Source organism: Prosthecobacter sp., assembly GCF_049294395.1.
Classification (GTDB): domain Bacteria; phylum Verrucomicrobiota; class Verrucomicrobiia; order Verrucomicrobiales; family Verrucomicrobiaceae; genus Prosthecobacter.
Window position 1 is genome coordinate 1 of the sequence record NZ_JBAQCR010000173.1, and the last position, 26,020, is coordinate 26,020.

A 26,020-nucleotide genomic window follows, 5' to 3' on the forward strand; every position below is an offset into this window, starting at 1 on the left:
GCGCTGCGGCCAGGGATTGTTGTCGCCATCGGTCTGAAAAACGACCCGCACCTGCGCCCCCAGCGCCACCGCCTGCTGGATCAGCCCGCCGCAGCCCAGGGCCTCGTCATCCGGATGGGGGGCGAAAACCAACACGCGATCCTGGGGTGAAAGCGTGAAGGAGGAAGGCATCTGGTGGGATCAGGGAATAAGGGAATAAAGAAACCGCTGGGTGGGGGGAGGATGGGAGGCATTTCCATACCCGGCTTCTTTCAGCGTGCCAGATGAATTCTTGGCGGCGGCATATTCTGGTTGGACAGGGTCAGGGAAACCGTGGAAGATTGCCAACCCACTTAATTCATGCAGGCCGCCAGCCACCCCCCAACCCCCACGTGCAAGATCGCTGCACTCATTCCGGCCTACCGAGAAGCGATGGCCATTGCCGATGTGGTGCAGAGGACGATTCCGCATGTGGACCTGGTGCTGGTGGTGGACGACGGCTCCCCCGATGAAACGGCGGCACTCGCCAAGACGGCTGGCGCGGAAGTCATCATTCACTCGGTCAATCAGGGCAAAGGCGCCGCCATGAAGACGGGCATGAAGACCCTGACCGAGCGCGGCTTTGATTTCATTTTGCTCCTCGACGGCGACGGCCAGCACGCGCCTGAAGAAATTCCGCGCTTCACCGCCCCTGCCCGCGATGGCTCTGCCTACGTGGTGGTGGGCAACCGCTTTGAAAACGTCAAGGGCATGCCGATTGTGCGCCGGATGGTGAACAGCCTGATGTCCCGCATCATCAGCAATGCCTGCGGCGTGCGCATCCCGGACACCCAGTGCGGCTTCCGCCTGGTGCGCTCCAGCCTGGTGTCCTACATCATGGGCAGCAGCGACCACTTTGACTTTGAAACGGAGATGCTGCTGCTGGCCAGCCGCGCCGGATTCACCATTCAAAGCGTGCCGGTGAGCACCATCTATGGTGCCGAAAAGACCAAGATCCGTCCGGTGCAGGACACCATCAAGTTCATCAAGCTGATGCGCAGGTGGCAGCGCCAATCAGGCACCATGCCCGCCGGAGCGGCCGAACTGCGTCAGGCCGCCGCGGAGAAGTAACACCGCCCTCGGGTGCCGTCGTTTGAAAGGGTTCAGGCCATTTCATTGATGGTTTTGCGAAAGCGCACGAGGGCGATGGTGAAGAATGTAGCGCCGATGCCGATCAGCACCAGAAACTGAGGCCACACCACGTTGAGGCCGGCACCGCGAAACAAAACCGCCTTGCCGAATGACACGAAATGCGTCGTCGGCGCGCAGAGCATCAGATGCTGCACAATGCCCGGCATGCTTTCGCGTGGAGTGAAGCCGCCAGAAAGCAGTTCCATGGGCAGCAGGATCAGCACCGCCAGAAGGCCAAACTGCGGCATGGAGCGCGCCAGGGTGGCCATGAAAATCCCCATCGAGGTGGTGGCGAAAAGATGCAGCGCCGCGCCGAGCAGGAAGAGCCCCACGGAACCTTCCACCGGCACGTGCAAGGCCCCCTGCACCACGCCGAGCAGGGCGATGGTCGCCGCCACCAGCACCACCAGCCCCATGGACCAGATTTTGGCAACCATGATCTCGAACGGCGTGACGGGCATCACCAGCAGATGCTCGATGGTCCCGTGCTCGCGTTCGCGGATCAGCGCCGCACCTGTCAGGATGATGGAAAGCATGGTCACATTGTTGATGACCTCCATCAAGGAGCCGAACCAGGACTGCTCCAGATTGGGATTGAAACGTTCACGCAGGACCAGCTCCACCCTCGGAGTGGCGCTGCTGCGGTAGTGCGCGACGAATTCATTGACCTCGTCGGAGATCATCTGCTGCACATAGCTGCTGCCGGTGAAGGCCTGCGTCATGCGGGTGGCATCCACATTGAGCTGGAGTCGCGGAGACTTGCCAGCCAGCACATCGCGCTGAAAATCCGGCGGTATGTCGATGACAAAGGTGTAGTCGCCATTGTCCATGCCCGCATCCATCTCGGACAGCGAGATCATGACCGGCGGACTGAAGCGGGGCATGGAAAACGCTGCGGCGATGCGTGCCGAAAGCGGTGAACCGTCCTCGTCCACGATGGCGATCGGCGCCTTGTGCAGCGTGTCCGGCATGGCCGTGGCGGCGATATAGATCGAAACCGTGAAGGTGTAGGCGATCAGCACGAGCATGACAGGATCACGTGCCAGGCTCCAAAGTTCCTTGATTCCAAGCCGGTAGATGTTGGGGGCGAGTGGCATGGTCAGGCATCCTGCTTTTTCAGCAGCGCAATGGACAAGGAGATGATGAACACCACCGCCAGCAGCATGGGCCAGAAGGAATGCTGCAGGCCGGAGAAGCCCAAGGCCTTGTTGAACACGCCGCGGCTGATGTTGAGAAAATAGGTGGCCGGCTGAATGCGGCCGATGAAGAGGCCCGTTCCCTCCAACGAAGAAACCGGATTCAGGAGGCCGGCAAACTGAACCACGGGGATGATGGTGCCAATGAGGGTGACGAAGATGGCCGCAATCTGGCTGCGCGTAAACGTGGAGCAGAACAGGCCCAGGCCGGTCGAAAACATCACAAACAAAAACGCGGCCACGGCGTAGGTCAGAAAACTGCCTTTGAGCGGCACGCCAAAAACCGTGATGGCCAGCAGCGTGAGCAGGGTGAAGTTCAGCATCGCCAGCAGCACGTAGGGCAGCTGCTTGCCGAGCAAAAATTCACTGCGCGTGACCGGGGTGACGTAAAGATTGGTGATCGATCCCAGCTCCTTTTCACGCACGACCGACAGCGCGGTGAGCATCGCAGGAATCATCAGCAGGAGCATCGGTATCACTGCCGGCACCATGGACGGCAGGCTTGCCACATCAGGGTTGTAACGGTAGCGCGTCTCGATGGTGGCCGGACCGGCTCCGGCATTCTGACCGAGCCGCCGCTGGGAAACATCCAGCAGCCAGTTCTGATGCATGCCATGCACATACGCCTGCACCGTCTCGGCGCGGGCTGGCATGGAGCCGTCCACCCAGGCTGCGATTTGGGCTGGATTGCCGCGCTCCAGGTTCCTGGCAAAGTTGGGGGGAATCTCAATCGCCAGCGCGAGTTCGCCAGATCGCATCCGCCGATCCAGATCAGCATAGTCGGTGATGGCCGGACGTTCGATGAAGTAGCGCGAGCCGGACAGGTTGAGTGCGTAATTCTGGCTCAGGCCAGTCTGGTCACGATCAAGCACAGCATAGGTCAGGTTTTCCACGTCCAGGCTCATGCCATAACCAAAGACGAACAGCAGGAAGATGGACCCGAGCAAGGCCATGGTGGCGCGGACGGGATCGCGCTTGAGTTCCAGCGCTTCGCGCAAGCTGTAGCTCCACGCACGCCGCCAGCTGAATGCTTTCCGGCCAGCGCGCGCGACCGGCGCCGCCGAAGGAGGTGGAGCCTCCGCTTCCACTGCGGGCGTCTGCTTCTCCTGCTCATCGCTTTCTTGCAGATAGCCGATGAAGGCCTCCTCCAGCGAGGCGGCGCCTCGCTCACGCACTATGGCGGCGGGAGCATCGGTGGCCAGCACCTTGCCCGCGTTCATCAGCGAGATGCGGTCGCAGCGTCCCGCCTCGTTCATGAAATGGGTGGAGATGAAAATCGTGACCTGGTCGTTGCGCGAGAGATCTATCATCAGCTGCCAGAGCGTGTCACGGGCGATGGGGTCCACGCCCGATGTCGGCTCGTCCAAGATCAGCAGCTCCGGCTTGTGCACCATCGCCACGGCAAGCGAAAGACGCTGGCGGATGCCCAGCGGCAAACTGTCCGGCATGGCATCCAGCAACGAAGCCAGGCCAAACCGCCGGGCCATCTCCGCGACGCGCGCGGCAATTTCCACTTCCGGCACCGAAAACAGCCGCGCATGCAGCACGAGGTTCTGCTGCACCGACAGCTCCGAATACAACGAGAACCCCTGGGACATGTAGCCGACGCGCCTGCGGGTGGTGATGTCCCTGGCATTGACTTCATGACCGAGCAACATCGCACGCCCCTCGGTGGCCGGCAGCAGGCCGGTCAGCATCTTCATGGTGGTGGACTTGCCGCAGCCATTCGACCCGATGAAGCCAAAGATTTCTCCCCGCAAAATGCGAAAGCTGACGTGGTCCACCGCAGCGAAATCGCCGAAGCGCTTGGTGAGATTTGAGGCTTCAATGGCAAACTGATCCTTGTTCGCAGTGCCTAGCGGCGGGATCGAAACCGCACGGTGTTCGCGCTGCTTTTCCTCTGGCAGCAAGGCAATGAATGCAGCGTCGAGTGATTCACTCTGAGAACGGGCGAGGATCTCTGCGGGTGAGCCGGTGGCCAGCACTTTGCCTGCATCCATCGCCACCAGCCAGTCGAACCGCTCCGCCTCCTCCATGTAAGCCGTCGCGACAATGACGCTCATGCCGGAGCGCCCGTCACGGATGCGTTGAATCAGATCCCAAAACTGCGACCGGGCCAGAGGATCCACGCCGGTGGTGGGCTCATCGAGAATCAACAAATCCGGATCATGGATCAACGCGCAGCACAGGCCCAGCTTCTGTTTCATCCCTCCGGACAGCTTCCCTGCCGGACGCGACAAAAAGGGAAGCAGCCCGGTGCTGCGCGTGAGCTCGTCAATGCGGCGGCGGCGCTCGGCAGCATCGTGACCGAAGAGCCTGCCAAAGAACTGCAGATTCTCCTCCACCGACAACGTGGGATAAAGATTTTTGCCAAGCCCCTGCGGCATGTAGGCGATGTGCGGGCACACCTCCTCGCGATGACGCGCTCCCGCCATGTCGCCACCCAGAACTTCGACGCGCCCCTGCTGCACCTTGCGGGCTCCGGCCACCAGCGCGAGCAGACTGGATTTGCCCACGCCATCCGGGCCGATCAGCCCCACCATTTGCCCGGCCGGAATCTCCAACGTGACACCGGCGAGCGCGCTGGTTTTGCCATAGTGCAGACTGACGTCCACCAAATGGGCCACATGCACGGAACTGGATGGCACCCGGTTCATTGGGGTACCTTGATCGCCAGGCTCTCCGGCCATGCTGCTTTCGCGTCAAGTTTCAGCCATGCCACGCCGGGCACGCCTGTTTTGACCAGTTTTAAATTCTTTTGCAGCAATGGGCGGCCGAACTGCGCCTTGACGCGAAACATCAGCTTCTGCCGTTCGGTGGCGGTCTCCACGGTCTTGGGTGTGAATTGAGCAACGCTGGCCACATAGGAAACTTGCGCCGGGATCACATACTGCGGTGCCGCGTCCAAGATCACGCGCACTTCGCTGCCCAGCGCCACTTTGCCCACCGCCGTCTCGGGCAGAAAAAAGGTCAGATAGACATCGCTGAGATCGACCAGATTGAGAACCTTGCCTCCGGCGGCCAGGACCTCGCCCGGTTGTGCGACGCGGTACTGCACACGCCCATCCCGTGGCGACTTGAGCTGGCAGTCCAGAATGTCCGCCTCGATGCTGGCGGCGGTCGCCTTGCTCGCGGTTACGGCGGAGTTGGCTCCTATGACCTGAGCTTCCGCCGCCTTGATCGCCGCCTGGGCTGCGGCCACCTGGGCTTGTGCCGCCGTCACCGCAGCCTCGGCACCGTGCAACCTGGCGACATCATCGTCATGGTCCTGCAAGGATATCGCACCGCTGGCAGACAGCGTTTTGGTGCGAGCGTAGCGGCTCTTGGCGGCTCCGAGTTCAGCCTGGCGCTGGGCGGTCGCAGCCTGCGCGGCAGCCATGTCACTCTGCCGTGCGACCACCTGGGCCTCGGCACTGGCAACGGCGGTGATGGCCTGCTGCAGCTGGGCTTTCGCCGCGTCGTACTGCGCATTGAGCACGTCCACCTGCATCTGCGCCAGCAACTGCCCCGCCTGCACAAAATCCCCCTCATCCACCAGAATGTTCTGGACGCGTCCGGCCAGCTTGGTGGCGATGTCCACCTCGGTGGCTTCCACGCGCCCGTTCCCGCTCACAAAGCCAGCGCCCGGTCCTGCAGGCTTTAATTTGAGCCCCAGCGCAACAGCCATGACGACCACAATGACGGCAATGGCGATCATGCCCCCATGATCCTTGATCAAAGACATGGTTGCATTTTTGAAGGGCCGGCTTGCCAAGTCCGGGGCCGGAACTGGCGGTGCCGCACCCGTGGCAGCGGGAGGCACGGGAGTGCCACTGTTCGAAGCATTCGGTGTAACGGGCAGAGTCATGATCAGGGAGAGGAAGGAGACAGGTTTGGAAGCGCCTTCAATTTACCTCTTTCCAAGAATCTGAACTGTCGATTCCTGTGCCATTCTTGCAGGTGGTGGACAGCGGTCATGCCAACCGTTGAGCGGGTTGGGCCCAAGGCAGCCACTGCCGAAGTCTAATATGGCAGGCAACGAGGATTCCACGTTTCCGCCCTCAACTGTGATCGTCCTTCTGCAAGATGGCAGGCGTATGATGCGTTGCCATCATCCCCCCATGACAGCTAGTGACGCCTCCTGTGCGAAAGGTATGAAAATCGCATTGAAGCGCGTCGCGTGCTCACGATGTTTCATTTTCCATCCTCCCCTCCCAATCCATGCACCACCGTCCCCGACCCTCCTTCGGCTGTTTGTTTGCCGCCACTCTGGCACTGACCGGAATCTCCCAAGCGAATGACTGGACCAACTGGCGCGGCCCGCTGCAAAACGGCGTGAGCCTGGAGCATTACACCAAGGCTGGAAAATTGAACGAAAAGCCCACGTGGTCCGCTGACATCCGCAGCCGCGGCACGCCCGTGGTGGTGGATGGCAAGGTGATCCTCTGGGGATACAAAGGAGAGACGACGGATCTCATCGAGCTCATCACCTGCATGGATGCAAAGACAGGCAAGAAGCTCTGGCAGCATGAGATCCCCGACTATCTCAGCGACTCCATCTACAACCGCTACTCCATCGGAGCTCCAACGGTCGATCCTGAGACGAAGCGCATCTATCTGGTGAGCAACGCCGGCAATTTCCTCTGCTACGAGCTGGACGGCACCAAGGTGTTTGAGATCCCGCTCATGGAAGACTTTGGCCGCATGACCTTCCCGAACTCCCGCGTGGGCAGCCCGGTGATCGAAGGCGAGTTCGTCATCATCCACTTCATCTTCTCCAACTGGGGCGCAGACGGCCCTGCGGCAGACCGCGTTTACGGCTTTGACAAGAAGACCGGCGAGCTGGCCTGGTGGACACTGCCCGGCGTGAGCCCGCCCGTGGACAGCTCCTTCTCCACCCCCGTGCTGGAAACCCGCGACGGCAAGCGCGTGGCCTACTTCACCACCGGCTGCGGCCACGTCGTCTGCGTCAACACGCACAACGGCAAGCCCTACTGGAAGATGCCCATCTGCAAAAACGGAGTGAACCCCTCCGTGGTCCTGCACAAGGGCAACCTCATCGCCATCCACGGAGATGAAAACGTGGACAACTCCGAGAAGGGCCGCATGATCTGCATCAAGCTCCCGGAAAAGCTCACCGCCCCAGTGCCGCCTGCGCAGGAAGCCACCACGCTGGAACCCGGCGTGGAAGTGTGGCGCAACCCGATCGGCGCCACCAGCAGCTCCCCTGTCCTGGTGGGAGATGTGATCTACCAGCTCACCGACGGCGCGGAACTCTACGCCATCGACGCCAACACCGGCACCGACCTCTGGAAGCTCAAACTCAGCAACGCCAACCTCCACTCATCCCCTCTCTATGTGGACGGCCTGCTCTACTGCCCCATGCTGGACGGCAAGCTCGTGGTGGTGAAGCCCGGCGAGAAATCCGGCGAAGTGGTGCAGGAGATCAAGCTCGGCGAAAACGTGCAGTGCCTGGGCGCACCCACTGTGTGCGACGGCACTCTCTACGTGACGACCACCGAGGGCTTCCACGCCTTCAAAATTCCAAACAAGGGAATCAAGGTGGATGCCGCCCCGAAAGTGGAAATGCCCAAGGCTGGCAAGGCCGTGGCGCTGCAGATCATCCCTGCTGAAACCGTCATCATGACCGGCCACAAGCAGTCCTTCCGCGTGCGCAGCGTGGATGCCGCTGGCTTCCTGGTGAATCCGGACGTCAAGGGGGTGAAGTGGGAGTCCTTCATCCCGCCAACCGCCAAGGTCAAAGCCACGATGGACGGCAAGTTCGACGACGAAGGCCGGCTCGTGGTGGCCCCTGACGCCAAGTCCAGCGCCGGTGCCTTCAAGGCCACCGCTCCGGACGGCACCTTTGGCACCATCCGCGGCCGCGCCCTCCGCAACCTGCCCCTGGTGGAAAACTTCGACGGCTACGAGCTCAAGGATGAGCAGCCCACGGAAAAGGTCATGTTCTCCTACCCGCCGCTCCCCTGGATCGGTGCCCGCTTCAAGTTCGACGTGCGTGAAAACGCCGGCAACAAGGTCTTTGCCAAGACCTTTGACCGCCTGCTCTTCCAGCGCGCCACCGTCTTTGTGGCCCCGTCCAACCTCTCCAATTACACCATGCAGGCAGACGTGATGACGGACGGCAGCGCCCGTTCCAAGTCCGACATCGGCCTCATCAATCAGCGCTACCTCATCTGCCTCCGTGGCAATGCCAGCAAGCTGGAGGTCAGCTCCAACCCCGAGCGCCTCAAGCAGGAAGTGCCCTTCAAGGCCGTGGCAGGCACTTGGTACACCCTGAAGACCAAGGTGGACGTGGCCAAGGACGGCAGCGGCGTGATCATGGCAAAAATCTGGGACAAAGCCCAGCCCGAGCCCTCCGCCTGGACCATCGAGGTCAAGGCACCCCGCGCCCATAAAAACGGCTCCCCTGGTATTTTCGCCCTCACCCCGATGAACCAGAAACGCGTCTATCTGGACAACCTGAGCGTCACCCCCAACAAGTAATCCCCACACGGAACGCGCCACGAAACGTTTGTTTTTTAAACCACATGACCACGAAACTTTCTCCCATCCTCGCCGCGGCCCTGGTTGCCACGGCCTCGCTGAATGCCGCCGACTACTCCCAATGGGGTGGTGGCAACACCCGCAACATGGTGTCTGACGAAAAAGGCCTGCCGACAGATTTCAATCCCGGCAAAAAGTTCGGCCCCAAGGCCGCTCCCAAAGTGGCCGGACGCCTCCGCCCGAACGCCCAGGACGCCAACAAGGCGCCCGGCGCTGAAGACATCGACATGAGCACCACGAAGAACTGCCTCTGGGTGGCCAAGCTGGGCTCCCAGACCTACGGCACACCGATGATCGCCAATGGTCAGGTCTATGTGGGCACGAACAACGAGTCTCCACGCAACGACAAGCAGATCGGTGACCGCGGCATCATGATGGTGTTTGATGAGTACACCGGCCAGTTCAAGTGGCAGATGGTTTCCCCCAAGATGGGCAGCGGCAAGGTGAATGACTGGGAATACCTGGGCATCTGCGCCAGCCCGACCATTGTGGGAGACAAGGCCTACGTGCCGAGCAATCGCTGCCAGATCGTCTGCCTGGACGTCAAGGGCTTGTCCAATGGCAACCAGGGCATGCAGGACGAAGGCGCCTTCATGGCTCCGCTCGATAAAGACGGCAAGCCCACCGCTCCCCTCACCCCCGGCGACACCGATGCCGACATCCTCTGGGTGTATGACATGTACAAAGAACTCGGCGTCTTCCAGCACAATGCGACCGCCGGTTATCCGCTGGTGATTGATGGCAAGGTCTTCGTGCCGACCTGCAACGGCGTGGACTGGACGCACACCAACATCCCTTCCCCAAACTCCCCGAGCTTCATCATGCTGGACGCCGAAACCGGTGCGCTCCTCGGTGAAATGGATCACGTCGCCTCCGAGCGCGTGCTGCACTGCTCCTGGTCCTCCCCGAACTCGGTGGACGTGAACGGCAAGAAGCAGATCGTCTTCGCCGCCGGTGACGGCTGGGTGTACTCCATGGCTCCTGAGACGCACAAGGACGCTGAAGGCCTGGACATCCTCAATGAATTCTGGCGCTATGACGCCAACCCACCGGAGTATCGCAAGAACTCCGCCGGTGAGCCGATCAAGTACGTGGAATACGACGGCCCAAGCGAAATCATCGCCACCCCGACCGTCGCTGATGGCTTGGTGTATGTGAACATCGGCCAGGACCCCGAGCATGGTGAAGGCGTGGGCTGCCTGAGCTGCATCGACCCCAAGGGCAAGGGCGACATCACGGGCAAGGCACTGTGGACCTTCAAGGGCATCGAGCGCACCATCTCCACTCCTGCAGTGAAGGATGGTCTCGTCTATGCCGCCGACTACACCGGCCGCCTCTTCTGCCTCGATGCCAAGACCGGCAAGGAATACTGGAAGTTCGACACCAAGGGCCACATCTGGGCCAGCCCGCTCGTTGCTGATGGCAAGGTGTGGATCGGCAATGAAGAAGGCGAACTCTTCATCCTCGCCGAAGGCAAGGAACTCAAGGAACTCGGCACCATCGAGTTCCCTTCTCCGCTGCTCAGCAGCGTTGTTGCCGCCAATGGTGCCCTCTACGTGACCACCCACACGCACCTCTACTGCTTCAAAGAAGGCGCCAAAACGCCTGAGGTGAAGTAAGCGACGTTCCATAAAAGATCACTCAAAGGCGGGCCCGCAATGGCCCGCCTTTTTTGTGCTCACACTCCCGCACTGAGCGGACGCTTTTAAGATTGATGCTGCGAACCACGTAGTTTTTGAATGTTGCCCAGCCCTTCTTGTTTGTTGGATGCCCCGAGCCTCTGCCGTGTGATCTTCGCTCTGCTTGTGTTTTCCACGGCGCATGGAGAGATCCCCAAACCCGACGATGCACCGAAGCCGCTGTCTCCGGCGGAAAGTGCCAAGCTGTTTCAAGTGCCGGCGGGTTATCAGATCCGCCTGCTGGCCAGCGAGCCGCTGATCCATGAGCCCTCGGGCATCTGCTGGGATGACAAGGGGCGCTGCTTTGTGTGTGAGCTGCACGGCTACAATGTCGAAGGGCAGTACGACATCGACGAGCTCAACAAGTCGGGACAGCTCGATCTCGAAGTGCGGCGCATCCAGGCGAGCGAAGCGGCGAAGAAGAAGGCCGAGGCCGAAACCTACGGCACCGTGAAGCTGCTGCGCGACACCGATGGCGACGGCGTGATGGACAAGGCCATCGTGTGGGCGGACCGCCTGCCGCCGTGCTATGGCATCGCCGCCGCGAATGGCGGACTCATCGTGGCCTGCGCGCCGCACATCGTTTTCCTGAAGGACAGCGATGGTGATGACAAAGCCGATGTGAATGAGAAGCTCTTCAGCGGCTTTGGCACAGGCAATCTGGAGCGCGGCATCAATGCGCCCACACTGGGGCCGGACGGCTGGTACTACTTGGGACGCGGCTGGGCCGGGGGCGAGATCACAGGGCCGCATCTGGCGAAGCCCGTGAAGCTGCCCGCCACGGACTTCCGCATCCGTGCGGATGGCAGCGCCATCGAGCCTGTGAGCGGCAGCACCAAGACCATGGGCATGGCCTTCACGCCCGGCGGCGAGCGCTTTGTCTGTACCACCACGCATCCCGGACTCTACGTCACGCCCATCCCGTGGCGCTACCTCACGCGCAATCCAGACGCCGCCGCACCGCTGCTGGATGCACCGGCCAGCGATGACACGCACGTCTATCCCATCTCCAAACCGCACCCTTGGCGCACCAAGCGCGAGCAGCATGCGGAGTACTTCGCCTTCTACCGCAAGATCAGTCTCAGCGATGCCGCCGCTTCCGGCTACTTCACCTCCGCCTGCGGCCCGCTGGTATGGCGCGGCCAGTACTTCGTGTGCGAGCCCGCGCAAAGTCTCATCCACCGCGCCGACATCGTGCGGGATGGCACGCGGCTGCGGCTGGAGCGCGTGAAGGGCGAGGAGCAGAGCGAGTTTCTCGCCTCGCGGGATTCCTGGTTTCATCCCATGAGTCTCGCGCGCACGCCCGATGGCAACATGGCCATCTGCGACTTCTACCGCGAAATCATCGAGGACTACTCCGCCATCCCCCGCCACCTGCAGCAGCAGTATGGCGTGACCCACGGGAATGACCGCGGCCGTATTTGGATCTTGGAAGCGAAGGATACTGACGCGCACCCAAAACTCAGCGCCGCCGAGGCTCTGGTGCTGAAGCTGCGTAAGGAGGATGACAAGCCGCTGGATGCCGCGACGCGCGCGCTCAGCCTCAAACAAGAGCTGGAGCCCAACCTCGCGCTGCAACTGGCGCTCAGTGTCGGTGCTGACCAAGAAGCTCTCCTCGCGCTGGCGCGAAACCATGGCCAGCTCAAGTGGATGGATGCGGCAATTGCGAGCTCCGCGTATCATTTGGAAAAGGACCTGCTGCTGGCGCTTACCTCAAATCCTGGAAAGAGCGAGCCGGTGATGAACAACCTCGCCGGCATTATCGCGAGCCGTGGGGATGCGAAGGAGATCTCCGCCTGCCTCGCGGTTGTCACCTCGGGCAAGGCTGGCGACATCCTGCGCCTGGGTCTCGAAGAAACCAAGCCCCTGCCCCAGCAAGCCGAGGTGCCCGTGCCCACCGCGCCCAGTGCGGAGCAGAATGCCGCGTGGGAAAAGCGCGTGCCCGCCGTGCTGGCCGCGCTGAAGGAGAAGCCGAATCTCGAAGATGGCCGCGTGCTTTTCCAAAGCATCTGCGGCGCGTGCCACAAGTCACACGGCATCGGCGTGAGTGTGGGGCCGGATCTGGATGCGGAGTTTCAGCGCGCACCGGAGGTCATTTTACGCGACGTTCTTTTCCCCAGCGAGGCCGCACGGCCGGGCTATGAAACGCTGCGCGTGAAAACACAGCGCGGCGAGACGCTCCTCGGCATCGCCGCGTCTGACTCGCCCACCAGTGTGACTTTGAAACTCCCTGGCGGCGCGGAGCGCACCGTGCTGCGCAAGCGCGCTGAAATCCGCACGCTGCGCAATGTCTCACTTATGCCAGCCGGACTCGGCGATGCGCTGAAACCTGAGCAGGTGGCCAGCATCATCGCGTTTCTGCGCTCGGCACCGTGAAAGCGGAAAACGAAATGGAGTGCTCCGCAACGAACGCAACTTCATCCGCGTTCTTTTCCCATGACCCGCTTTCTCCTGCCCGCCGTCTTCGCGCTCAGCGCTTCGCTCTTCTCTGCTGAACCGCCAAAGCCGCGCAATGGATCGCTGATCCTCATCACCAATGACGATGGCTTCAGCTCGTTTCACAGCGGGCGCTACAAGGGCGCGGAGGATCTGCGCAAGGCGATGCTGGCGTACAAAGACACGCAGATCGCGGTGATGGAGTGGTGCGTCATCGCGGGCAGTTGTTCCAATTATCCTTCCAAAGTCACCGAGCTCTACGGCACGGGCATGACGGAGTTCCCGCGGCGTGGCGACAAGCTGGCGCATGAGACGGTGAAGCGCATGGCGGATGCGGGAGAGAACACCCTGGGTATCGTGGCTGCGGCCTGCCATGAGGCGGGCATTTCGTGCTATGCCTCGCTGCGCATGAACGGCGACTACCCGGAGAGCATGTGGGGCGGCACGTTTCCACGCTTTGCCAACGGCAGCTTCTGGTGGAAGCACCCCGAGTTCCGCGTGCTGGATGCCAAGGGCAAGCCGGGCTATCACCAGTCCTACGCCTTTCCCGAAGTGCGCGAGTTCAAGCTCAACATCCTGCGCGAGGTGGCGGAGCAGGACATCGACGGCATCAACCTCGACTTCCAGCGCCACCCCACGTTCTTCGGTTTTGAGAAGCCGATGAGCGATGCCTTCAAGGCCAAGTACGGCATCGAGGCAAACACCGTGCCGCAGGATGATCCGCGCTGGTTTCCGCTGCGCTTTGAAATGATGAACCGCTTTGTCCGCGAAGTGCGCCAGCTTTTGGATGAGGCTGGCAAGCGCAAGGGCCGCCACCTGGGCCTCTCCGCGCGCATTGACTGGAAGAATTACGCCACCTGGGGCTGCGACATCGACACGTGGCTGAAGGATGGCCTGCTCGACTACCTCGTCGTGGGCCAGCATGGGCTGGGTGGCTACGACTTCGACATCGCGCCGTTTGTGAAGCTGGCGCAGGGCAGCGGCTGCGCGGTGCTGTTTGGGGAGGAATCCATCGTCAAAGGCCACGACCGCACTGCGGAGGAGGACCGCCTCATCGCCGCCGGCAAGATGAAGCCCGCCACCAGCACCCTGCTGACCCGCGAGCAGTACGACCAGCGCGCCGCCAAAGTCCGCGCCGCCGGGGCGCAGGGCGTGCACCTTTTCAACGAAGGCCGGAAGGAGATGATGAAGGGCTTCTGAAAGTTTAATGCGCCCAGCCGCACTCAGAGTGCGCGGACCGCTTCAAAACGCCCCCTACACCGCCAGCGTTTTGTAAAGCGCGAGCGTTTTCCGTGCGATGCTCTTCCAGCTGAAATGGTCTTCGGCACGCTGGCGACCGGCCTGGGCCATGCGGTTGCGCAGGGTGGGGTCGGCCATGAGTTTGTTGATGCCTGCGGCGAGGTCGCGGGCGAACTTCTCGGGGTGCAGGGCTTCGAAGGGGCTTTCGGTCTGCTGTTCCAAAGGAACGAGGATGCCGGTCTCGCCATCGACAACGACTTCCTTGATGCCACCAACGGCACTGGCGACGACGGCGGTCTCGCAGGCCATGGCTTCAAGGTTGATGATGCCGAAGGGCTCATAGATGGACGGGCAGCAGAAGACATCGGCATGGGAGTACATGACGATCTTTTCCTGCAAGGGCAGCATGGCCTGCACCCAGATGACGCCGGGGCGCACCTTGCTGGCGGCGGCGACGGCGGCTTCCATCTCCTCTTTGATTTCGATGGTGTCGGGTGCGCCTGCGCAGAGAACGACCTGGAAGCCGGGATCAAGATGCTGGATGGCGCGGACGAGGTGGACGATGCCTTTCTGACGCGCGATGCGACCGACGAAGAGGACGTAGGGCTTGTCGGGATCCACGCCGTGCTTGCGCAGCACGTCGGGGGCTTCCGTGCGGCGGTATTCGGCGAGGTCGATGCCGTTGTAGATGACGTGGACCTTGTGGGGATCGACGTCAAAGTGCTGGAGGATGTCGGCCTTGGTGCCTTCCGAGACAGCGATGATGGCATCCGCCATTTTCAGGGCGGTGCTTTCCAGCCAGACGGTGAAGTCGTAGCCGTGGCCGAGCTGCTCGCGCTTCCAAGGGCGCAGGGGTTCCAACGAATGAACGGTGAGGACCATGGGGACGCCGTAATTGAGCTTGGCGAGGATGCCGCCGAAGTGCGCGTACCAAGTGTGGAGATGGACGAGACTGGCATCAATGCCATGGGTGTTGAAATCGAGGCAGCGCTGCAGGGCGCCGAAGACGGACTTCAAATTCAAGGGGCTGTCCCAGCCGGTGGTGTCGAGGCCGAAGCCCTGGACATTCAGATTGCCCTCGTGGCTGGACTGATCGCCAAAGCAGCGGACGTCGATCTCCATGAGCTTGGCGAGCTCGCGCGTGAGGTATTCAACGTGGACGCCGGCGCCGCCGTAGATGTGAGGGGGGAATTCGTTGGTAAGGAAGAGTGCTTTCATGGGTGCGGGCGGGATGGCGCCTGGTGGCTGGAGAGGGGTGGAAAAGGGGTTCTCAGGGTCACTTGCCCTGTGATTGGAACCACGCCTCGATAGCGGGGATGTCGAAGAGGCGGAAACGTTTTTTGACGCGCTGCTCCAGGGCGAGCTGCGCGTGCTTGGCCACATCGAGGGAGGGGTCTTCCTTGATGGACTTGATGAGCTGGGCGTTGGTTTCGGGCAGCGGACTGCCGAGGAGCAGGAAGCAGACGCGCACGCGCACCTCCCAGGAGAGCTTGTAGTCAGCCAGCAGCTTGAGCAGGGCGGCGGGGGGGACATCGGCCTCATCGCGAATGCTGCTGTCTTTGAAGAGTTCGGCCACAGGGAGCCTGTAGCCAGGGTCTTCGCGCTGGAGGAGCTGAATGGCCCGGATGGCACGCAGATACTCGGCCTGCGCGGCGTCATGCAGATGGGGGAGCTGCGGATCCCGCATGTAGTCGACGAGCACCTCAACGGGGCGGCGCATGCCGGTGGCGATGGCTTCGTCAGCGTACTGCGTGAGGCGGTTGCGCTCCTTGAGCAGAATGAACTCCTCCTGGGTGGGCGTGACCTGGGGTTTCATGTCTGCCATGCGCGGGGTGCCGGGCTGATGGGTCACGGGGGACTCAGGTGCAGGCGCGAGTTCCGGAATTTTCAGCGTGGCGGAGATGCTTTCGAGGGATTCCCGGGTCTTCTGCTGCATGAGCAGCTGCTCGCGGCGCATGACGTCCACCTGCTTCTCAAGGGCAGCGATGTGTTCGGCAGACTTGGCGAGTTCTTCCCGGAGCTTGGCATCTGATTGCGCAGGTGCTGGAGCGGGCACCGAAGCGGGTGCCGGAACCGGGGCGGCAGCAGCGGAAAGCCGGGGTTCGATCTTCTCGAGGTAGAACCACCTGCCTGCAAACAGGAGCAGCAGGCCGATGATGAGCGAGGTGCTGAGTGAGATGACCAGATGGCGGTAGGCCAGGTGGGAAGAAACGACATTCGGCGCATTTTCCTCCTTGGGAAGGTCCGAAGTGGATTTTGCCTTGGCCGCAGCGTCTGCCGTTGCGGGGCTGCAGCGGGCAAAGAGTAAAGCGGCTTCCGCGTCGTCTTCGGCGTCGGTGGCAGGGGATGAGGTGGGGGGAAGCGGATCGGACATGAAGAATGATGCGTCAGTGACGTTACGCGATGAAGGTTGCCAGAATCAACAAACAAGGCCAGCCTTTGTCCGTCAATACATGTCATGGCAACAGATTCCACCCGGACGCCCAGCGTGTCCACCCTCACTCCTTCCACCACGCCCCTTCTTGAGCAGCCGGAAACGCTGCGGCGGGCGGTGCTGTGGGGGCTTCCTGCGGTGCTGGTGCTGCTGTTTCTAATCTGGCCATACCAGCAGTGGGACTATGACAGTCGTGAGAGCATCCTGATCGGCTGGGGCCGCTGGGTGAGCAAGCGTGCGGACTGGCAGTTCTGCCTGCTGGTGCCGCTGCTGGTGGGCTGGCTGGTGTGGCTGCGGCGCGAGGAGCTGGGCCGCCTGCCCTTGAAGGGCACCTGGCTGGGGCTGCTTTCCCTCGGCTTGGGAATGTTCTTTTACTGGATCGGCTACAAGGCCAACACAGGCTACCCGGGCTTTCTGGCGGTGCAGTTTGTGCTTTCGGGCTTCATTCTGCTGGTGGCTGGGACGGCGTGGATGCGCACGCTTTCCTTTGCGTGGCTGTTTCTGCTCTTCACCTGGCCGATGCAGCCGCTGGAGGATTCCCTGGCCTCTCCGCTGCGCCCGCAGACGGCGGCGATGGCTGCAGCGGTGCTGAACGCGGTGGGAGTGCCGGCGATCAATGAGGGCTCCGCGCTGCAGTCCGCTCCGGATGCTGAAAGCGGAAAGCAGATCGGGGATGTCTTCAGCCTGGATGTGGATGCCAAGTGCAGCGGGATCAATTCGCTCTTTGCGCTGATGATGATCTCGGCGCTGCTGGGCTACCTGGCGCTGAGGCGGCCGCGTTCGCGATTGCTGCTGTTTGTGTGCGCCGTGCCGCTGGCGGTGGCGGGCAATGTGGTGCGGCTGCTGCTGCTGGTGGCTGGGACGAAGCTGTTTGGAACTGATTTTGCGGTGGGCAGGCACATGGGGGACCACCAGGAAATGTCGCCCTACCACACGTTTGCGGGCTTTGCGGTCTTTGGCATCGCCCTGGCGGGCATGTTTGCGCTGTGCTGGCTGCTGGAAGGACGTGAGATGAAGGCCAATTTCAAGCGTCATGGCAAACCGCTGGCGGCGGGTGAGCTCTGCGCGATTCCTCAGCCGCGCCGCACGCTGGCCCACCTTCTGGCGGCCATCGGGCTGCCGCTGCTGGTGCTGGGCATCTGCGCGGGCACGGACATCAGCTTTCATGTGGCGGCGCCGGGGGTGAAGCTCAGGCCGGATGACTCGCGACTGCCCTACCTGCCGCTGTCTCTGGGCGACTACCAGGGACGTGAGTTTGACATGACGGCCGATGAAAAAAACCTGCTGGATGAAGGGGTGCGGCTGGCGCGGAATGTGTATGCGTCCGCTGCAGGCAGGCAGATCATGGCCACGGTGATCCTGAGCGGATTTGAAAAGCGCAGCCTGCACCGCCCGGAGGTGTGTCTGCCGAACCAGGGCTGGACGGTGACTGACCGCACGCCAATCTCGCTGCAAATGAAGGATGGCCGAGAAATCTCCGTCATGATGATGCGCATCTTCCGCGATGCGGAGCCCCAGCCGGGGGTGAAGGTCCGCACGCGAGCCATCAATTTCTACTGGTACATCGGCTCCGACGGCACCTCCTGCGCCGACCACTACGAGCACGTCTTCCTCTCATACTATGACGCGGTGTTCCGCAACATCCAGCACCGCTGGTCGATGGCCTCCATCTATGTGCCGCTGCCTGAGCAGCACGTGGGACAGGAGGACCCGATGCAGGAACTCAATGCGGTGGAGGATGCGCGCGCGTTTCTTTCGCAGCTGGCCCCCACCTTCATGCTGACGAAAGAGGAGTGGCTCAAGAATGCCCAGGCACCTGCCGCAGCCCATTGAAGGCAGCCCCCCTGCCCTACCGGCTCAAATCTTCCTGCGTCAGCACCTTGAAGCCGGAGGCGGTGAGCACTTCGGCGCCAACTTCTGGGGAATCGAGGTGGAGCACAAAGACGGGATGCTGGGCGGGACGCACAAACAACGCGTAGGTGAAGTCGATGTTGATCTCGGCGGAGAGCAGCGCGGAGAGCGCATGAGGCAGGGAGTGGTCCGTCTCACGCAGTTCCACGACCGTGACGGGAAAGACCACATGCGGGATGCCTTTTTCAATGAAGAGCATCTCCGTGGTTTCAGGATCGCTGGGGATGAGGCGCACGAGGGCGAGCTCGGTGGTGTCCTGCAAGGAGAGGCCCAGCACCTCAATGCGGTGCTCGGTGAGCAGCTTGACCAGGGACATGAGCGCTCCGACGCGATTGTGCAGGAACACGGACAACTGCCGTACGGGAGTGCCTGCCGGAGTGCTGGTTTCGGATTGTGTCTTGGGTTTGGAGGTGATCATGGGGGGCTAGCCTGCTGGGCCGGTGGCGGAGCGGCGCTCATCGAACAAGGTCACGCGCAGCGGGATGCTTGCCAGGGTTTCGTCCTGATGCTGGACCAGCCAGCGGTAGAGGCCCTGACGCTCAAACTTCAAGCGCTGGAGCGTGTAAACGATGTTGCGTGAGACGAACGGGATGAAGGACGAGGGGAAGGTCACGTCCAGCTGCGCAGGCATGGGCGGCAGGCATTCCTTGCCGTCGGGATCGACGCAGCGAATCACAAACTCATGCATGCCGGCGTCTTCCCCCTGAAAAACCGCCCGCACGGCGATGGAGCACTGCGGATGCACCACGGGAAAGGTCTGTGCGCAGAGCGTGTCAAACGCGCCCTGGATGCAGAGCTTGCCCTGGTAGTCGGCGGCAAAGTCACAGACGATGGCGAGCTGGATGTTCATCGTTCAGGTGACATGGGTTAGCGGCCAAAGAGCCTTTTGAAAAAGCCGCCGATGCCTTTTTTAGGTGGCGGAGGTGGCGGAGGCGGCGGCCTGGCAGGCTCCACGTCCGAAGATTTTTCTCCTCCTCCACCGGAATTCTCCTCGACCATCGTGGCCTTGGGAACTTCCTTCATGGCCAGCAGCATGGGGTCGTCCGCCGGAGCTTTTTCAAAGATGTTGGTGAAGACCTCGTTCACGATGGGGGCGGCCTTTTTACCACCGCTGATGTCTTCCCCGGGTTCACCTTCATAAACGACGGCGAAGGCAAACATGGGCTTGCCCGCTGGCAGAAAGCCGGTGAACCAGGCGAGGTTCTGATCTTTGTTGATGCGCCACTGGGCGGTGCCGGTCTTGCCCGCGATCTCAGCCTGCTTGATGGCCGCTGCGTGCCCGGTGCCACCGCCACCATTGACCACGGCCACCATGCCGCTGATCACCGTCTGCCGCTGTTCGGGATTGAGGTCGATGCGCCTGCGGTCCTTGGGTTCGTAAGCCGTCACCACCCGGTCGCTGAGGTCCTGGACTTGCAGCACCAGACGCGGCTGGGGAATGCGTGCTCCGTCCCCGAGACCGGCCATGCACTGGCAGACCTGAAGCGGCGTGGCCAGCACCATGCCCTGACCGATGGCGATGTTGGCCAGATCCCCCGGCAGCATCTTGTGACCGCGATGCTGGAGGAGGTAGCTGTTGGTGGGCACGAAGCCTTCTCCTTCGGCCTTGAGTGGAATGCCGGTACGCTCGCCAAAACCGAGGCGCAGGGCCATGTTGGTGATGTAATCAGCGCCTGACTCAAGCGCGGCACGGTAGAACCAGGTGTTGCAGGAGCGCTTGATGGCGGTGACCACGTTCATGGAGCCCTCGCCTTCCTTGTTCCAGTTTTTGAAAACGCGGTCGCCGATCTCCAGAGCATTGGGGCAGTCAAACTGCGTTTTGGCGTCCACCTTGCCGCTGTCCAGCGCGCCCAGCGCGGTGACGATCTTAAAGGTGGAGGCCGGGGGATATTCGCCACGGAAGGAGCGCGGATAGAGCGGCAGATGCGGATCTTTCGTCAGCTCATCGTAGCGCTTCTGGCGGATGCCGGGAACAAATTCATTGAGGTCAAAGCCGGGATTGGAGGCCATGGCGAGGATGTCGCCATTGGTGACGTCCATGATGACCATGGCGCCGCCCGTGGTGTGTTTTTTGAGGGCGTTTTCAGCGTACTTTTGGAAATTGTAATCAATGGAGAGTACCACGTTGTGGCCGGGACTTGGCGCGCGCCGCACATCCTCGGAGAGGCGCTTGCCATCGGGACTGAAGAGGACGTTCACAATGCCCGACTGGCCTTTGAGATCCGTGTCGAAGGCGGTTTCAATTCCTTCACGGCCTTCCATTTCTTCAAACACGGGGTCGCCATCGACAATGGGCCCGGTGGGCAGAGGTCGTGTCTTGCCGGTGTAGCCGATGATGTGGCAGGCGGTGGCCCCCTGGGGGTAATGGCGCAGATAGGCCGCCTGGATGACGAGACTGCCGCCCAGCAGAGGCTTGAGTTTCGCCTCCATGTCCGGGGTGATCTCCACATTCAAACCTTCTTCCACGGAAAAGACCAGCGGCAGCCAGCGGCGGTGCTTGTAGTGAAGCAGCACGCGTTCGTCGGAGAGGGACCAAGTCTTGCCAAGCGCCGCATTCACCTTGTCGATGGTCGTGCGGGCAAAGCTGGTGATCTCCGCATCCGTGGCGCGATCCATGTAGGGCATGACGAGCGCCAGGTAGTTGGCGGCGCGGTTTTGCGCAAAGGGGATGCCGTGGCGGTCCACGATCTGCCCACGGGGTGCCGGCACGCTGAGGGTCATGGCACGTGCTTCTTTCTGCGTGGCCCATGAGGCACTCAGATCCTGCTTTTCCGGCACGGCAGGCTTCACCTTTTTCGACTCGTCTTCGACTGACACGACCGGCTGTGCCTTCAGCACCACCTGGGCCTGCACTTGGGGACCGAGCACGGCCAGCATCCCAAAACCCACCGCCAGAAACCGGCTGAGCAGGGACGACGAGGTCAGATCATACGAAAAAAGCATGGGAAATAGGGACGATCGCCGATGGGTCATGTGACCACCCAGCGTATGCCTGAACATGCGGCTACGCACCCACGGCGTCAAGCCGGAGGTCGGGGGTGGGGTATTTCGCAGGAGATGGGGAAAAGGCGTGGTGCGCCCTTCCCTTTTTCGTCACCAGCCAGAGCAGATTCACCCTTGTTACTTCCCCAGTCCGTTCACCAGCACATCCACACGCCTCACCTTCAGCGGTGCGAGCACATGAGGATTGCGGGCGGTGCATTTGATGACAAGTGCGTTGCCGCCTTTGCGCATGAGCTTGGTAACATCGAGGTCGAGCCAGCAGTCGTTGTAGTTGAGGCGCTTCTTGGCGGAGGCCAGGTCGAGAGCGGTGCCATTGAGGCGGATGTCGAGATGATCGAGGGTGGTGAGTTGTTCGATCATGAGGCGCAGAGTGGCCTGAGCGCCGGAAGCGGTGGGGGCGTCGGCGATTTCGACGTTGAGTTCGAGGTTGTCCCCGGCCTGCGCGAGAATCAGCGGCAGCGGGCCGCCACGCTCCTGCGGGCCGACGATGTAATGCTTGTCCTTGTGGGCGAGAACGGCGGGATCGCCGATTTCCTTCCATGACTGGCGGTCAAACTGGGCGTCACGGTAATGCTTCAGCCAGTGCTGATTCCATAGGTACATGCCGTCTGCGCCGGCCTGCCAGTGCAGTGCGGCCACGGCGCGGAACTGCGCGGTGCTGTAGTAGTCGCGCTCGCCGAAGAGCACGCTGGCGGAGCGGCCGCGGTCTTCTTTGAAGGCGCAGAGATTTTGCGCGAGGATCTTGCAGCCGGTGCCTTTCGCCAGCTCCTTGAATTTCTCAACAGGAAGGCGGTAGTTCCAGCCGAAGGGATCGCCAACGATGACGATGTCGACCAGCTTGTCCTTGATCCACGAGGCGACGTCCATGCCTTCGTCATGCATTTTATCCAGCTCGGGCGGCACGCGCATGGAGAGGAGAAGCTTGCGGCCAAGCACTTTGCCCCGTGCGTCCAGCGAGGCGCGGACGGCGCGCACCATGTCGGTGATGAGCGCAATGTTCTTCTCGCCCTCGCCATTCTTGAAGAGCTTTGGCTGCCTGCAAAAGTCTAGATCGAAGCCGTCGAGATCGTAGTTTTCGATGGCTTCCGTGATGAGCGCCAGGGTGTAAGCGCGCACTTCGGGGACGGCGAAGTTGTACTCAAACTTGGCGAAGCCATCGCCATGAATCAGCCACTCGGGATGATCACGGCGCATGGGGACGAGGTTGGTGTCCTTGCTGCCATCCTTCAGGCGCGAATCATGACCGTCATTGATGCGGAAGGAAACGAAGACATCCAGCCCGGCCTTGTGCCCGTGCTCGATGACGACGGCCACGGGATCAGTCCCCTGCTCCATCATCTGGTGAGCATTTTCATAAATGCGCCATTCAGAGGCGGTCTTGAATTTGTCGCGGTCAGAGCCCCACAGGGTGCCGACTTTTGTGCGGTGCAGATACCAGTCGCTCAGGCGATGCGTGTCCGTGCCCATCCAGGGGTCCACGCCGATCTGCCAGTACAGGGTGTCAACCATGGTGTCACGCAGTGGGTCAATGGCTTCGCGCACGAGGCCTTCAATGCCGATGGGTGCCTCCATGCCCGGTGCGCCGAGGGAACCGCCGTCATTGCAAAGCACGAGGCGGCGCTTTTCTTTGGCCGGAGGGGCCGTGTCTGCACCGCCGGCTGACATGTGGGTGAAATGACATGTCAGCAGGACGAGAAAGAATTGAGGGAAAAGTGGAAGGCGCATGGCTGGCGTGGATGGTTGCACTACATACAAACACAGGGCGGGCCTGCGCTTCCAGACGACTTTGCACAATTTTTCTGTGATTTTGCGTCAGCCTGCCGCAAGCTCTCTGCCATGGCCGCTAAACGAACGAAGGGCCGCAAGCCGCAGCTTCCGGCGGTGGCGCTGCTGATCGAAACCTCCAATGCCTACTCCCGTGAACTGCTGCAGGGCATCCGTGACTACCTGCGCACGCATGGCGAATGGGCCGTGCATCTCACGGAGCTGGGCCGCAGCGGTGAAGCACCGTGGTTTGCCAACTGGCAGGGCGATGGCGTGATCGCCCGCATCGAGAATGAGGTGATTGAAAAAGCCGTGCGAGCCAAGGGCGTGCCGGTGGTGAATGTGAGCGGTGCGGAGCTGGCGCCGGAGTTTCCTGCGGTGATCGCCGACGGCGCGGCCCTGGGAAGACTGGCGGCGGAGCATCTGCTGCAGCGCGGCTTCCGCCAGTTTGGCTATTGCGGGGACTGCCGTTTCGCCTGGGCACGCGACTACTCGCGGCATTTCGTAGCGGCACTTCAACGTGCGGGGCATGGGTGCGATGTGTTTGATTCCCAGCCCGGTGACGCGCTGAACTGGAACCGCGAACGCCGCAAGCTGGCACGCTGGATTTCGGCGCTGCCCAAGCCCGTGGGCATCATGACGAGCTACGATATTCGTGGCCAGCATGTGCTGGATGTCTGCCGGGAGCTCGGTGTGCAGGTGCCGGATGAAGTGGCCGTGATTGGCCAGCACAATGACGAGCTGCTTTGTGCCTTTTGCCAGCCGCCGCTTTCCAGCGTGATGCCGAACGCTCGGCAGGCAGGTTTTAAAGCCGCTCGATTGCTGGACCGCATGATGCGCGGCCAGCGAGTGAGCACGAAGCCGCTGAAGATTGCGCCGCTGGGAGTGATCGCCCGGCAGTCCACGGATGCGATCGCCGTGCCGGACCCACAACTGGCGGCGGCGGTGCGGTACATCCGAGAACATGCATGCGAAGGAATCGGCGTGCAGGAGGTTTTGCAGGCGGTGCCGATGTCGCGCACAGCCTTCGAGCGGAAGTTTCGCCGTCATTTCGGCAGTTCACCGTATGGCGAGATCCTGAAGGTGAGGCTGCAGCATGCGCGTCAGCTGCTGAGCACGACGCGTCTTTCGATAGCGGAAGTTGCCGAGCGCGCTGGCTTTTCATCGGGCGAGTATTTGTGCGTGGCCTTCAAGAACCAGGCGTGGCCGAGTCCGAAGACGTTCCGTGCGCCGGCGCGGGGCTGAGTGGTGACGCCGGGCAGGGATTGTGCGCGGTTCGCGGTTTGAGTTTGCAGCTCGCGGCGCGCAGCGCTGGGTCTGGTCTCTAAACGCGGGCACAAAAAATCCCGCATCTCTTACGAGATGCGGGATGATGTTTAATCTGGCAACGTCCTACTTTCGCATAGCCTTTCGCCATACTATCATCGGCGCAACAGCGTTTCACTTCCGTGTTCGGAATGGGAACGGGTGGTACCACTGTGCCATGGTCACCAGACTGCGGCTCATCACGCGGATTAGGCGTATGAACCGAGTGTCTGGAGACACTTCAGGGAGTGTTCTCTGACAACTGCATACAGGGTATGGACAAATTCTTCATGAGCCGTCGAACCAGGCTTCAGTTTAAAATGGAACAATGTAAGACAAACGGATGATTAGTACCACTAAGCTGAACGCATTACTGCGCTTGCACCCGTGGCCTATCAACGTGGTAGTCTTCCACGATCCTTCAGGGAAAGCTAATCTTGGGATGGGCTTGGCACTTAGATGCTTTCAGCGCTTATCCCTTCCGCACATAGCTGCCCAGCGATGCTCTTGACAGAACAACTGGAACACCAGAGGTGCGTCAATTCCGGTCCTCTCGTACTAGGAATTGAACCCCTCAACTTTCCTGCGCCCACAGAGGATAGAGGACCGAACTGTCTCGCGACGTTCTGAACCCAGCTCGCGTGCCGCTTTAACCGGCGAACAGCCGGACCCTTGGGACCTTCTCCAGCCCCAGGATGCGACGAGCCGACATCGAGGTGCCAAACTTCATCGTCGATATGAACTCTTGGATGAAATCAGCCTGTTATCCCTAGCGTACCTTTTGTCCGTTAAGCGATGGCAATTCCACATTAAACCACCGGATCACTTTGGCCTGCTTTCGCATCTGTTCGACTTGTAGGTCTCACAGTTAGGCTGGCTTATGCCAATGCACTCAACACGTGATTACCAACCACGCTGAGCCAACCTTCGCGCTCCTCCGTTACTCTTTGGGAGGATACCGCCCCAGTAAAACTGACCGGCTGACATGGTCCCACATCCAGATTCATGGACTGCGGTTAGATCGTTCAATACCCAAGGGTGGTGTTTCATTGACGACTCTGCGTAACCCGAAAGTTACGCTTCAAAGTCTTCCACTTACGCTAAGCATGGAAACCAAACGACCAGTGACAGCTTACAGTTAAGGTGCATAGGGTCTTTCCGTCCTTCTGCGGGTAAGCAGCATCTTCACTGCTAATACAATTTCACTGAGCCCCTCGTTGAGACAGCGGACAACTCGTTACACGATTCGTGCAGGTCGGAACTTACCCGACAAGGAATTTCGCTACCTTAGGACCGTTATAGTTACGGCCGACATTCACGGGGACTTGGGTTCAGAGCTTCGCCTTGCGGCTAACCCCTTG

At 61.3% G+C, this 26,020-nt stretch carries 17 protein-coding genes and 2 rRNA genes; 7 read left to right on the forward strand and 12 right to left on the reverse strand.

Annotated elements, in window-relative coordinates; all coding sequences use genetic code 11:
• Positions 1-171: PIG-L deacetylase family protein (locus WAW39_RS11770; protein ID WP_422319022.1), on the reverse strand; the 171-nt coding region annotated here is incomplete at its 3' end.
• A 168-nt stretch (positions 172-339) separates the two neighbouring features.
• Here WAW39_RS11770 and WAW39_RS11775 point away from each other — a divergent pair.
• Positions 340-1,089 carry a glycosyltransferase family 2 protein gene (locus WAW39_RS11775; RefSeq protein ID WP_422318992.1) on the forward strand — a complete coding sequence of 250 codons (750 nt, stop codon included), beginning with the start codon at positions 340-342 and terminating at the stop codon, positions 1,087-1,089.
• Positions 1,090-1,121: 32 nt separating this feature from the next.
• Here the strand turns inward: WAW39_RS11775 and WAW39_RS11780 are convergent, their stop codons facing one another.
• Genes WAW39_RS11780 through WAW39_RS11790 form a run of 3 tightly spaced genes read right to left on the reverse strand, consistent with a single transcriptional unit; the run spans position 1,122 to position 6,042 of the window.
• The gene (locus WAW39_RS11780) at positions 1,122-2,246 is read right to left on the reverse strand and encodes an ABC transporter permease (RefSeq protein ID WP_422318994.1); all 1,125 of its coding nucleotides are present in this window, start codon (positions 2,244-2,246) and stop codon (positions 1,122-1,124) included.
• A 2-nt stretch (positions 2,247-2,248) separates the two neighbouring features.
• A complete protein-coding gene (gene rbbA / locus WAW39_RS11785; protein ID WP_422318996.1) occupies positions 2,249-5,002 on the reverse strand; it encodes a ribosome-associated ATPase/putative transporter RbbA in 2,754 nt (917 codons plus the stop codon).
• Positions 4,999-6,042 (reverse strand): HlyD family secretion protein, encoded by a 1,044-nt coding sequence (locus WAW39_RS11790; RefSeq protein ID WP_422319024.1) that lies wholly within the window; start codon positions 6,040-6,042, stop codon positions 4,999-5,001. Before WAW39_RS11790 ends, rbbA begins: the two co-directional genes overlap by 4 nt.
• A gap of 503 nt (positions 6,043-6,545) precedes the next feature.
• Between WAW39_RS11790 and WAW39_RS11795 the strand changes: the two genes are divergently transcribed.
• From WAW39_RS11795 to WAW39_RS11810, 4 genes are all read left to right on the forward strand, one after another.
• The gene (locus WAW39_RS11795) at positions 6,546-8,828 is read left to right on the forward strand and encodes a PQQ-binding-like beta-propeller repeat protein (protein WP_422318998.1); all 2,283 of its coding nucleotides are present in this window, start codon (positions 6,546-6,548) and stop codon (positions 8,826-8,828) included.
• Between the two features lie 44 nt (positions 8,829-8,872).
• On the forward strand, positions 8,873-10,507 hold the full coding sequence (locus WAW39_RS11800; protein WP_422319000.1) for a PQQ-binding-like beta-propeller repeat protein: 1,635 nt from the start codon (positions 8,873-8,875) through the stop codon (positions 10,505-10,507).
• A 120-nt stretch (positions 10,508-10,627) separates the two neighbouring features.
• Complete coding sequence (locus WAW39_RS11805; RefSeq protein WP_422319002.1) at positions 10,628-12,943, forward strand: PVC-type heme-binding CxxCH protein; 2,316 nt, start codon at positions 10,628-10,630, stop codon at positions 12,941-12,943.
• A 60-nt stretch (positions 12,944-13,003) separates the two neighbouring features.
• The gene (locus WAW39_RS11810) at positions 13,004-14,203 is read left to right on the forward strand and encodes a family 10 glycosylhydrolase (protein ID WP_422319004.1); all 1,200 of its coding nucleotides are present in this window, start codon (positions 13,004-13,006) and stop codon (positions 14,201-14,203) included.
• Between the two features lie 54 nt (positions 14,204-14,257).
• Here WAW39_RS11810 and glgA read toward each other — a convergent pair whose 3' ends face one another.
• Together glgA and WAW39_RS11820 are read right to left on the reverse strand one after the other, a co-directional pair.
• The gene (gene glgA, locus WAW39_RS11815; RefSeq protein WP_422319006.1) at positions 14,258-15,460 is read right to left on the reverse strand and encodes a glycogen synthase; all 1,203 of its coding nucleotides are present in this window, start codon (positions 15,458-15,460) and stop codon (positions 14,258-14,260) included.
• Between the two features lie 58 nt (positions 15,461-15,518).
• Positions 15,519-16,616: a hypothetical protein gene (locus WAW39_RS11820; RefSeq protein ID WP_422319008.1), complete on the reverse strand. Its 1,098-nt coding sequence runs from the start codon at positions 16,614-16,616 to the stop codon at positions 15,519-15,521.
• 84 nt (positions 16,617-16,700) lie between these two features.
• Here WAW39_RS11820 and WAW39_RS11825 point away from each other — a divergent pair, with 84 nt between their 5' ends.
• Positions 16,701-18,509 (forward strand): exosortase/archaeosortase family protein, encoded by a 1,809-nt coding sequence (locus WAW39_RS11825; RefSeq protein WP_422319010.1) that lies wholly within the window; start codon positions 16,701-16,703, stop codon positions 18,507-18,509.
• Between the two features lie 16 nt (positions 18,510-18,525).
• On the opposite strand, the gene WAW39_RS11830 is transcribed toward WAW39_RS11825, so the two are convergent.
• The 4 genes from WAW39_RS11830 to WAW39_RS11845 form a co-directional block, all read right to left on the reverse strand.
• Positions 18,526-19,005 (reverse strand): hypothetical protein, encoded by a 480-nt coding sequence (locus tag WAW39_RS11830; protein ID WP_422319012.1) that lies wholly within the window; start codon positions 19,003-19,005, stop codon positions 18,526-18,528.
• A gap of 6 nt (positions 19,006-19,011) precedes the next feature.
• Complete coding sequence (locus WAW39_RS11835) at positions 19,012-19,437, reverse strand: DUF6941 family protein (RefSeq protein ID WP_422319014.1); 426 nt, start codon at positions 19,435-19,437, stop codon at positions 19,012-19,014.
• Positions 19,438-19,454: 17 nt separating this feature from the next.
• On the reverse strand, positions 19,455-21,530 hold the full coding sequence (locus WAW39_RS11840) for a penicillin-binding transpeptidase domain-containing protein (RefSeq protein WP_422319016.1): 2,076 nt from the start codon (positions 21,528-21,530) through the stop codon (positions 19,455-19,457).
• 177 nt (positions 21,531-21,707) lie between these two features.
• Positions 21,708-23,315, reverse strand: coding sequence for a family 10 glycosylhydrolase (locus WAW39_RS11845; protein ID WP_422319018.1), 1,608 nt, complete (start codon positions 23,313-23,315; stop codon positions 21,708-21,710).
• Between the two features lie 111 nt (positions 23,316-23,426).
• On the opposite strand from WAW39_RS11845, the gene WAW39_RS11850 reads away from it, so the two are divergent.
• Positions 23,427-24,599: a XylR family transcriptional regulator gene (locus tag WAW39_RS11850; protein WP_422319020.1), complete on the forward strand. Its 1,173-nt coding sequence runs from the start codon at positions 23,427-23,429 to the stop codon at positions 24,597-24,599.
• Positions 24,600-24,733: 134 nt separating this feature from the next.
• Here the strand turns inward: WAW39_RS11850 and rrf are convergent.
• Together rrf and WAW39_RS11860 are read right to left on the reverse strand one after the other, a co-directional pair.
• Positions 24,734-24,849, reverse strand: a 5S ribosomal RNA gene (rrf, locus tag WAW39_RS11855).
• A 136-nt stretch (positions 24,850-24,985) separates the two neighbouring features.
• Positions 24,986-26,020: ribosomal RNA gene (locus WAW39_RS11860) — 23S ribosomal RNA — on the reverse strand; the annotation flags it as partial.

What these genes read in the sequence shown, in the direction of transcription:
- WAW39_RS11850 (WP_422319020.1), top strand. Translation starts at nt 23,427, where the DNA reads ATGGCCGCTAAACGAACGAAGGGCCGCAAGCCGCAGCTTCCGGCGGTG.
- WAW39_RS11820 (WP_422319008.1), bottom strand. Translation starts at nt 16,616, where the DNA reads ATGTCCGATCCGCTTCCCCCCACCTCATCCCCTGCCACCGACGCCGAA.
- WAW39_RS11825 (WP_422319010.1), top strand. Translation starts at nt 16,701, where the DNA reads ATGGCAACAGATTCCACCCGGACGCCCAGCGTGTCCACCCTCACTCCT.
- rbbA (WP_422318996.1), bottom strand. Translation starts at nt 5,002, where the DNA reads ATGAACCGGGTGCCATCCAGTTCCGTGCATGTGGCCCATTTGGTGGAC.
- WAW39_RS11780 (WP_422318994.1), bottom strand. Translation starts at nt 2,246, where the DNA reads ATGCCACTCGCCCCCAACATCTACCGGCTTGGAATCAAGGAACTTTGG.
- WAW39_RS11775 (WP_422318992.1), top strand. Translation starts at nt 340, where the DNA reads ATGCAGGCCGCCAGCCACCCCCCAACCCCCACGTGCAAGATCGCTGCA.
- WAW39_RS11840 (WP_422319016.1), bottom strand. Translation starts at nt 21,530, where the DNA reads ATGCTTTTTTCGTATGATCTGACCTCGTCGTCCCTGCTCAGCCGGTTT.
- WAW39_RS11790 (WP_422319024.1), bottom strand. Translation starts at nt 6,042, where the DNA reads ATGATCGCCATTGCCGTCATTGTGGTCGTCATGGCTGTTGCGCTGGGG.
- WAW39_RS11795 (WP_422318998.1), top strand. Translation starts at nt 6,546, where the DNA reads ATGCACCACCGTCCCCGACCCTCCTTCGGCTGTTTGTTTGCCGCCACT.
- glgA (WP_422319006.1), bottom strand. Translation starts at nt 15,460, where the DNA reads ATGAAAGCACTCTTCCTTACCAACGAATTCCCCCCTCACATCTACGGC.
- WAW39_RS11800 (WP_422319000.1), top strand. Translation starts at nt 8,873, where the DNA reads ATGACCACGAAACTTTCTCCCATCCTCGCCGCGGCCCTGGTTGCCACG.
- WAW39_RS11845 (WP_422319018.1), bottom strand. Translation starts at nt 23,315, where the DNA reads ATGCGCCTTCCACTTTTCCCTCAATTCTTTCTCGTCCTGCTGACATGT.
- WAW39_RS11805 (WP_422319002.1), top strand. Translation starts at nt 10,628, where the DNA reads ATGTTGCCCAGCCCTTCTTGTTTGTTGGATGCCCCGAGCCTCTGCCGT.
- WAW39_RS11835 (WP_422319014.1), bottom strand. Translation starts at nt 19,437, where the DNA reads ATGAACATCCAGCTCGCCATCGTCTGTGACTTTGCCGCCGACTACCAG.
- WAW39_RS11810 (WP_422319004.1), top strand. Translation starts at nt 13,004, where the DNA reads ATGACCCGCTTTCTCCTGCCCGCCGTCTTCGCGCTCAGCGCTTCGCTC.
- WAW39_RS11830 (WP_422319012.1), bottom strand. Translation starts at nt 19,005, where the DNA reads ATGATCACCTCCAAACCCAAGACACAATCCGAAACCAGCACTCCGGCA.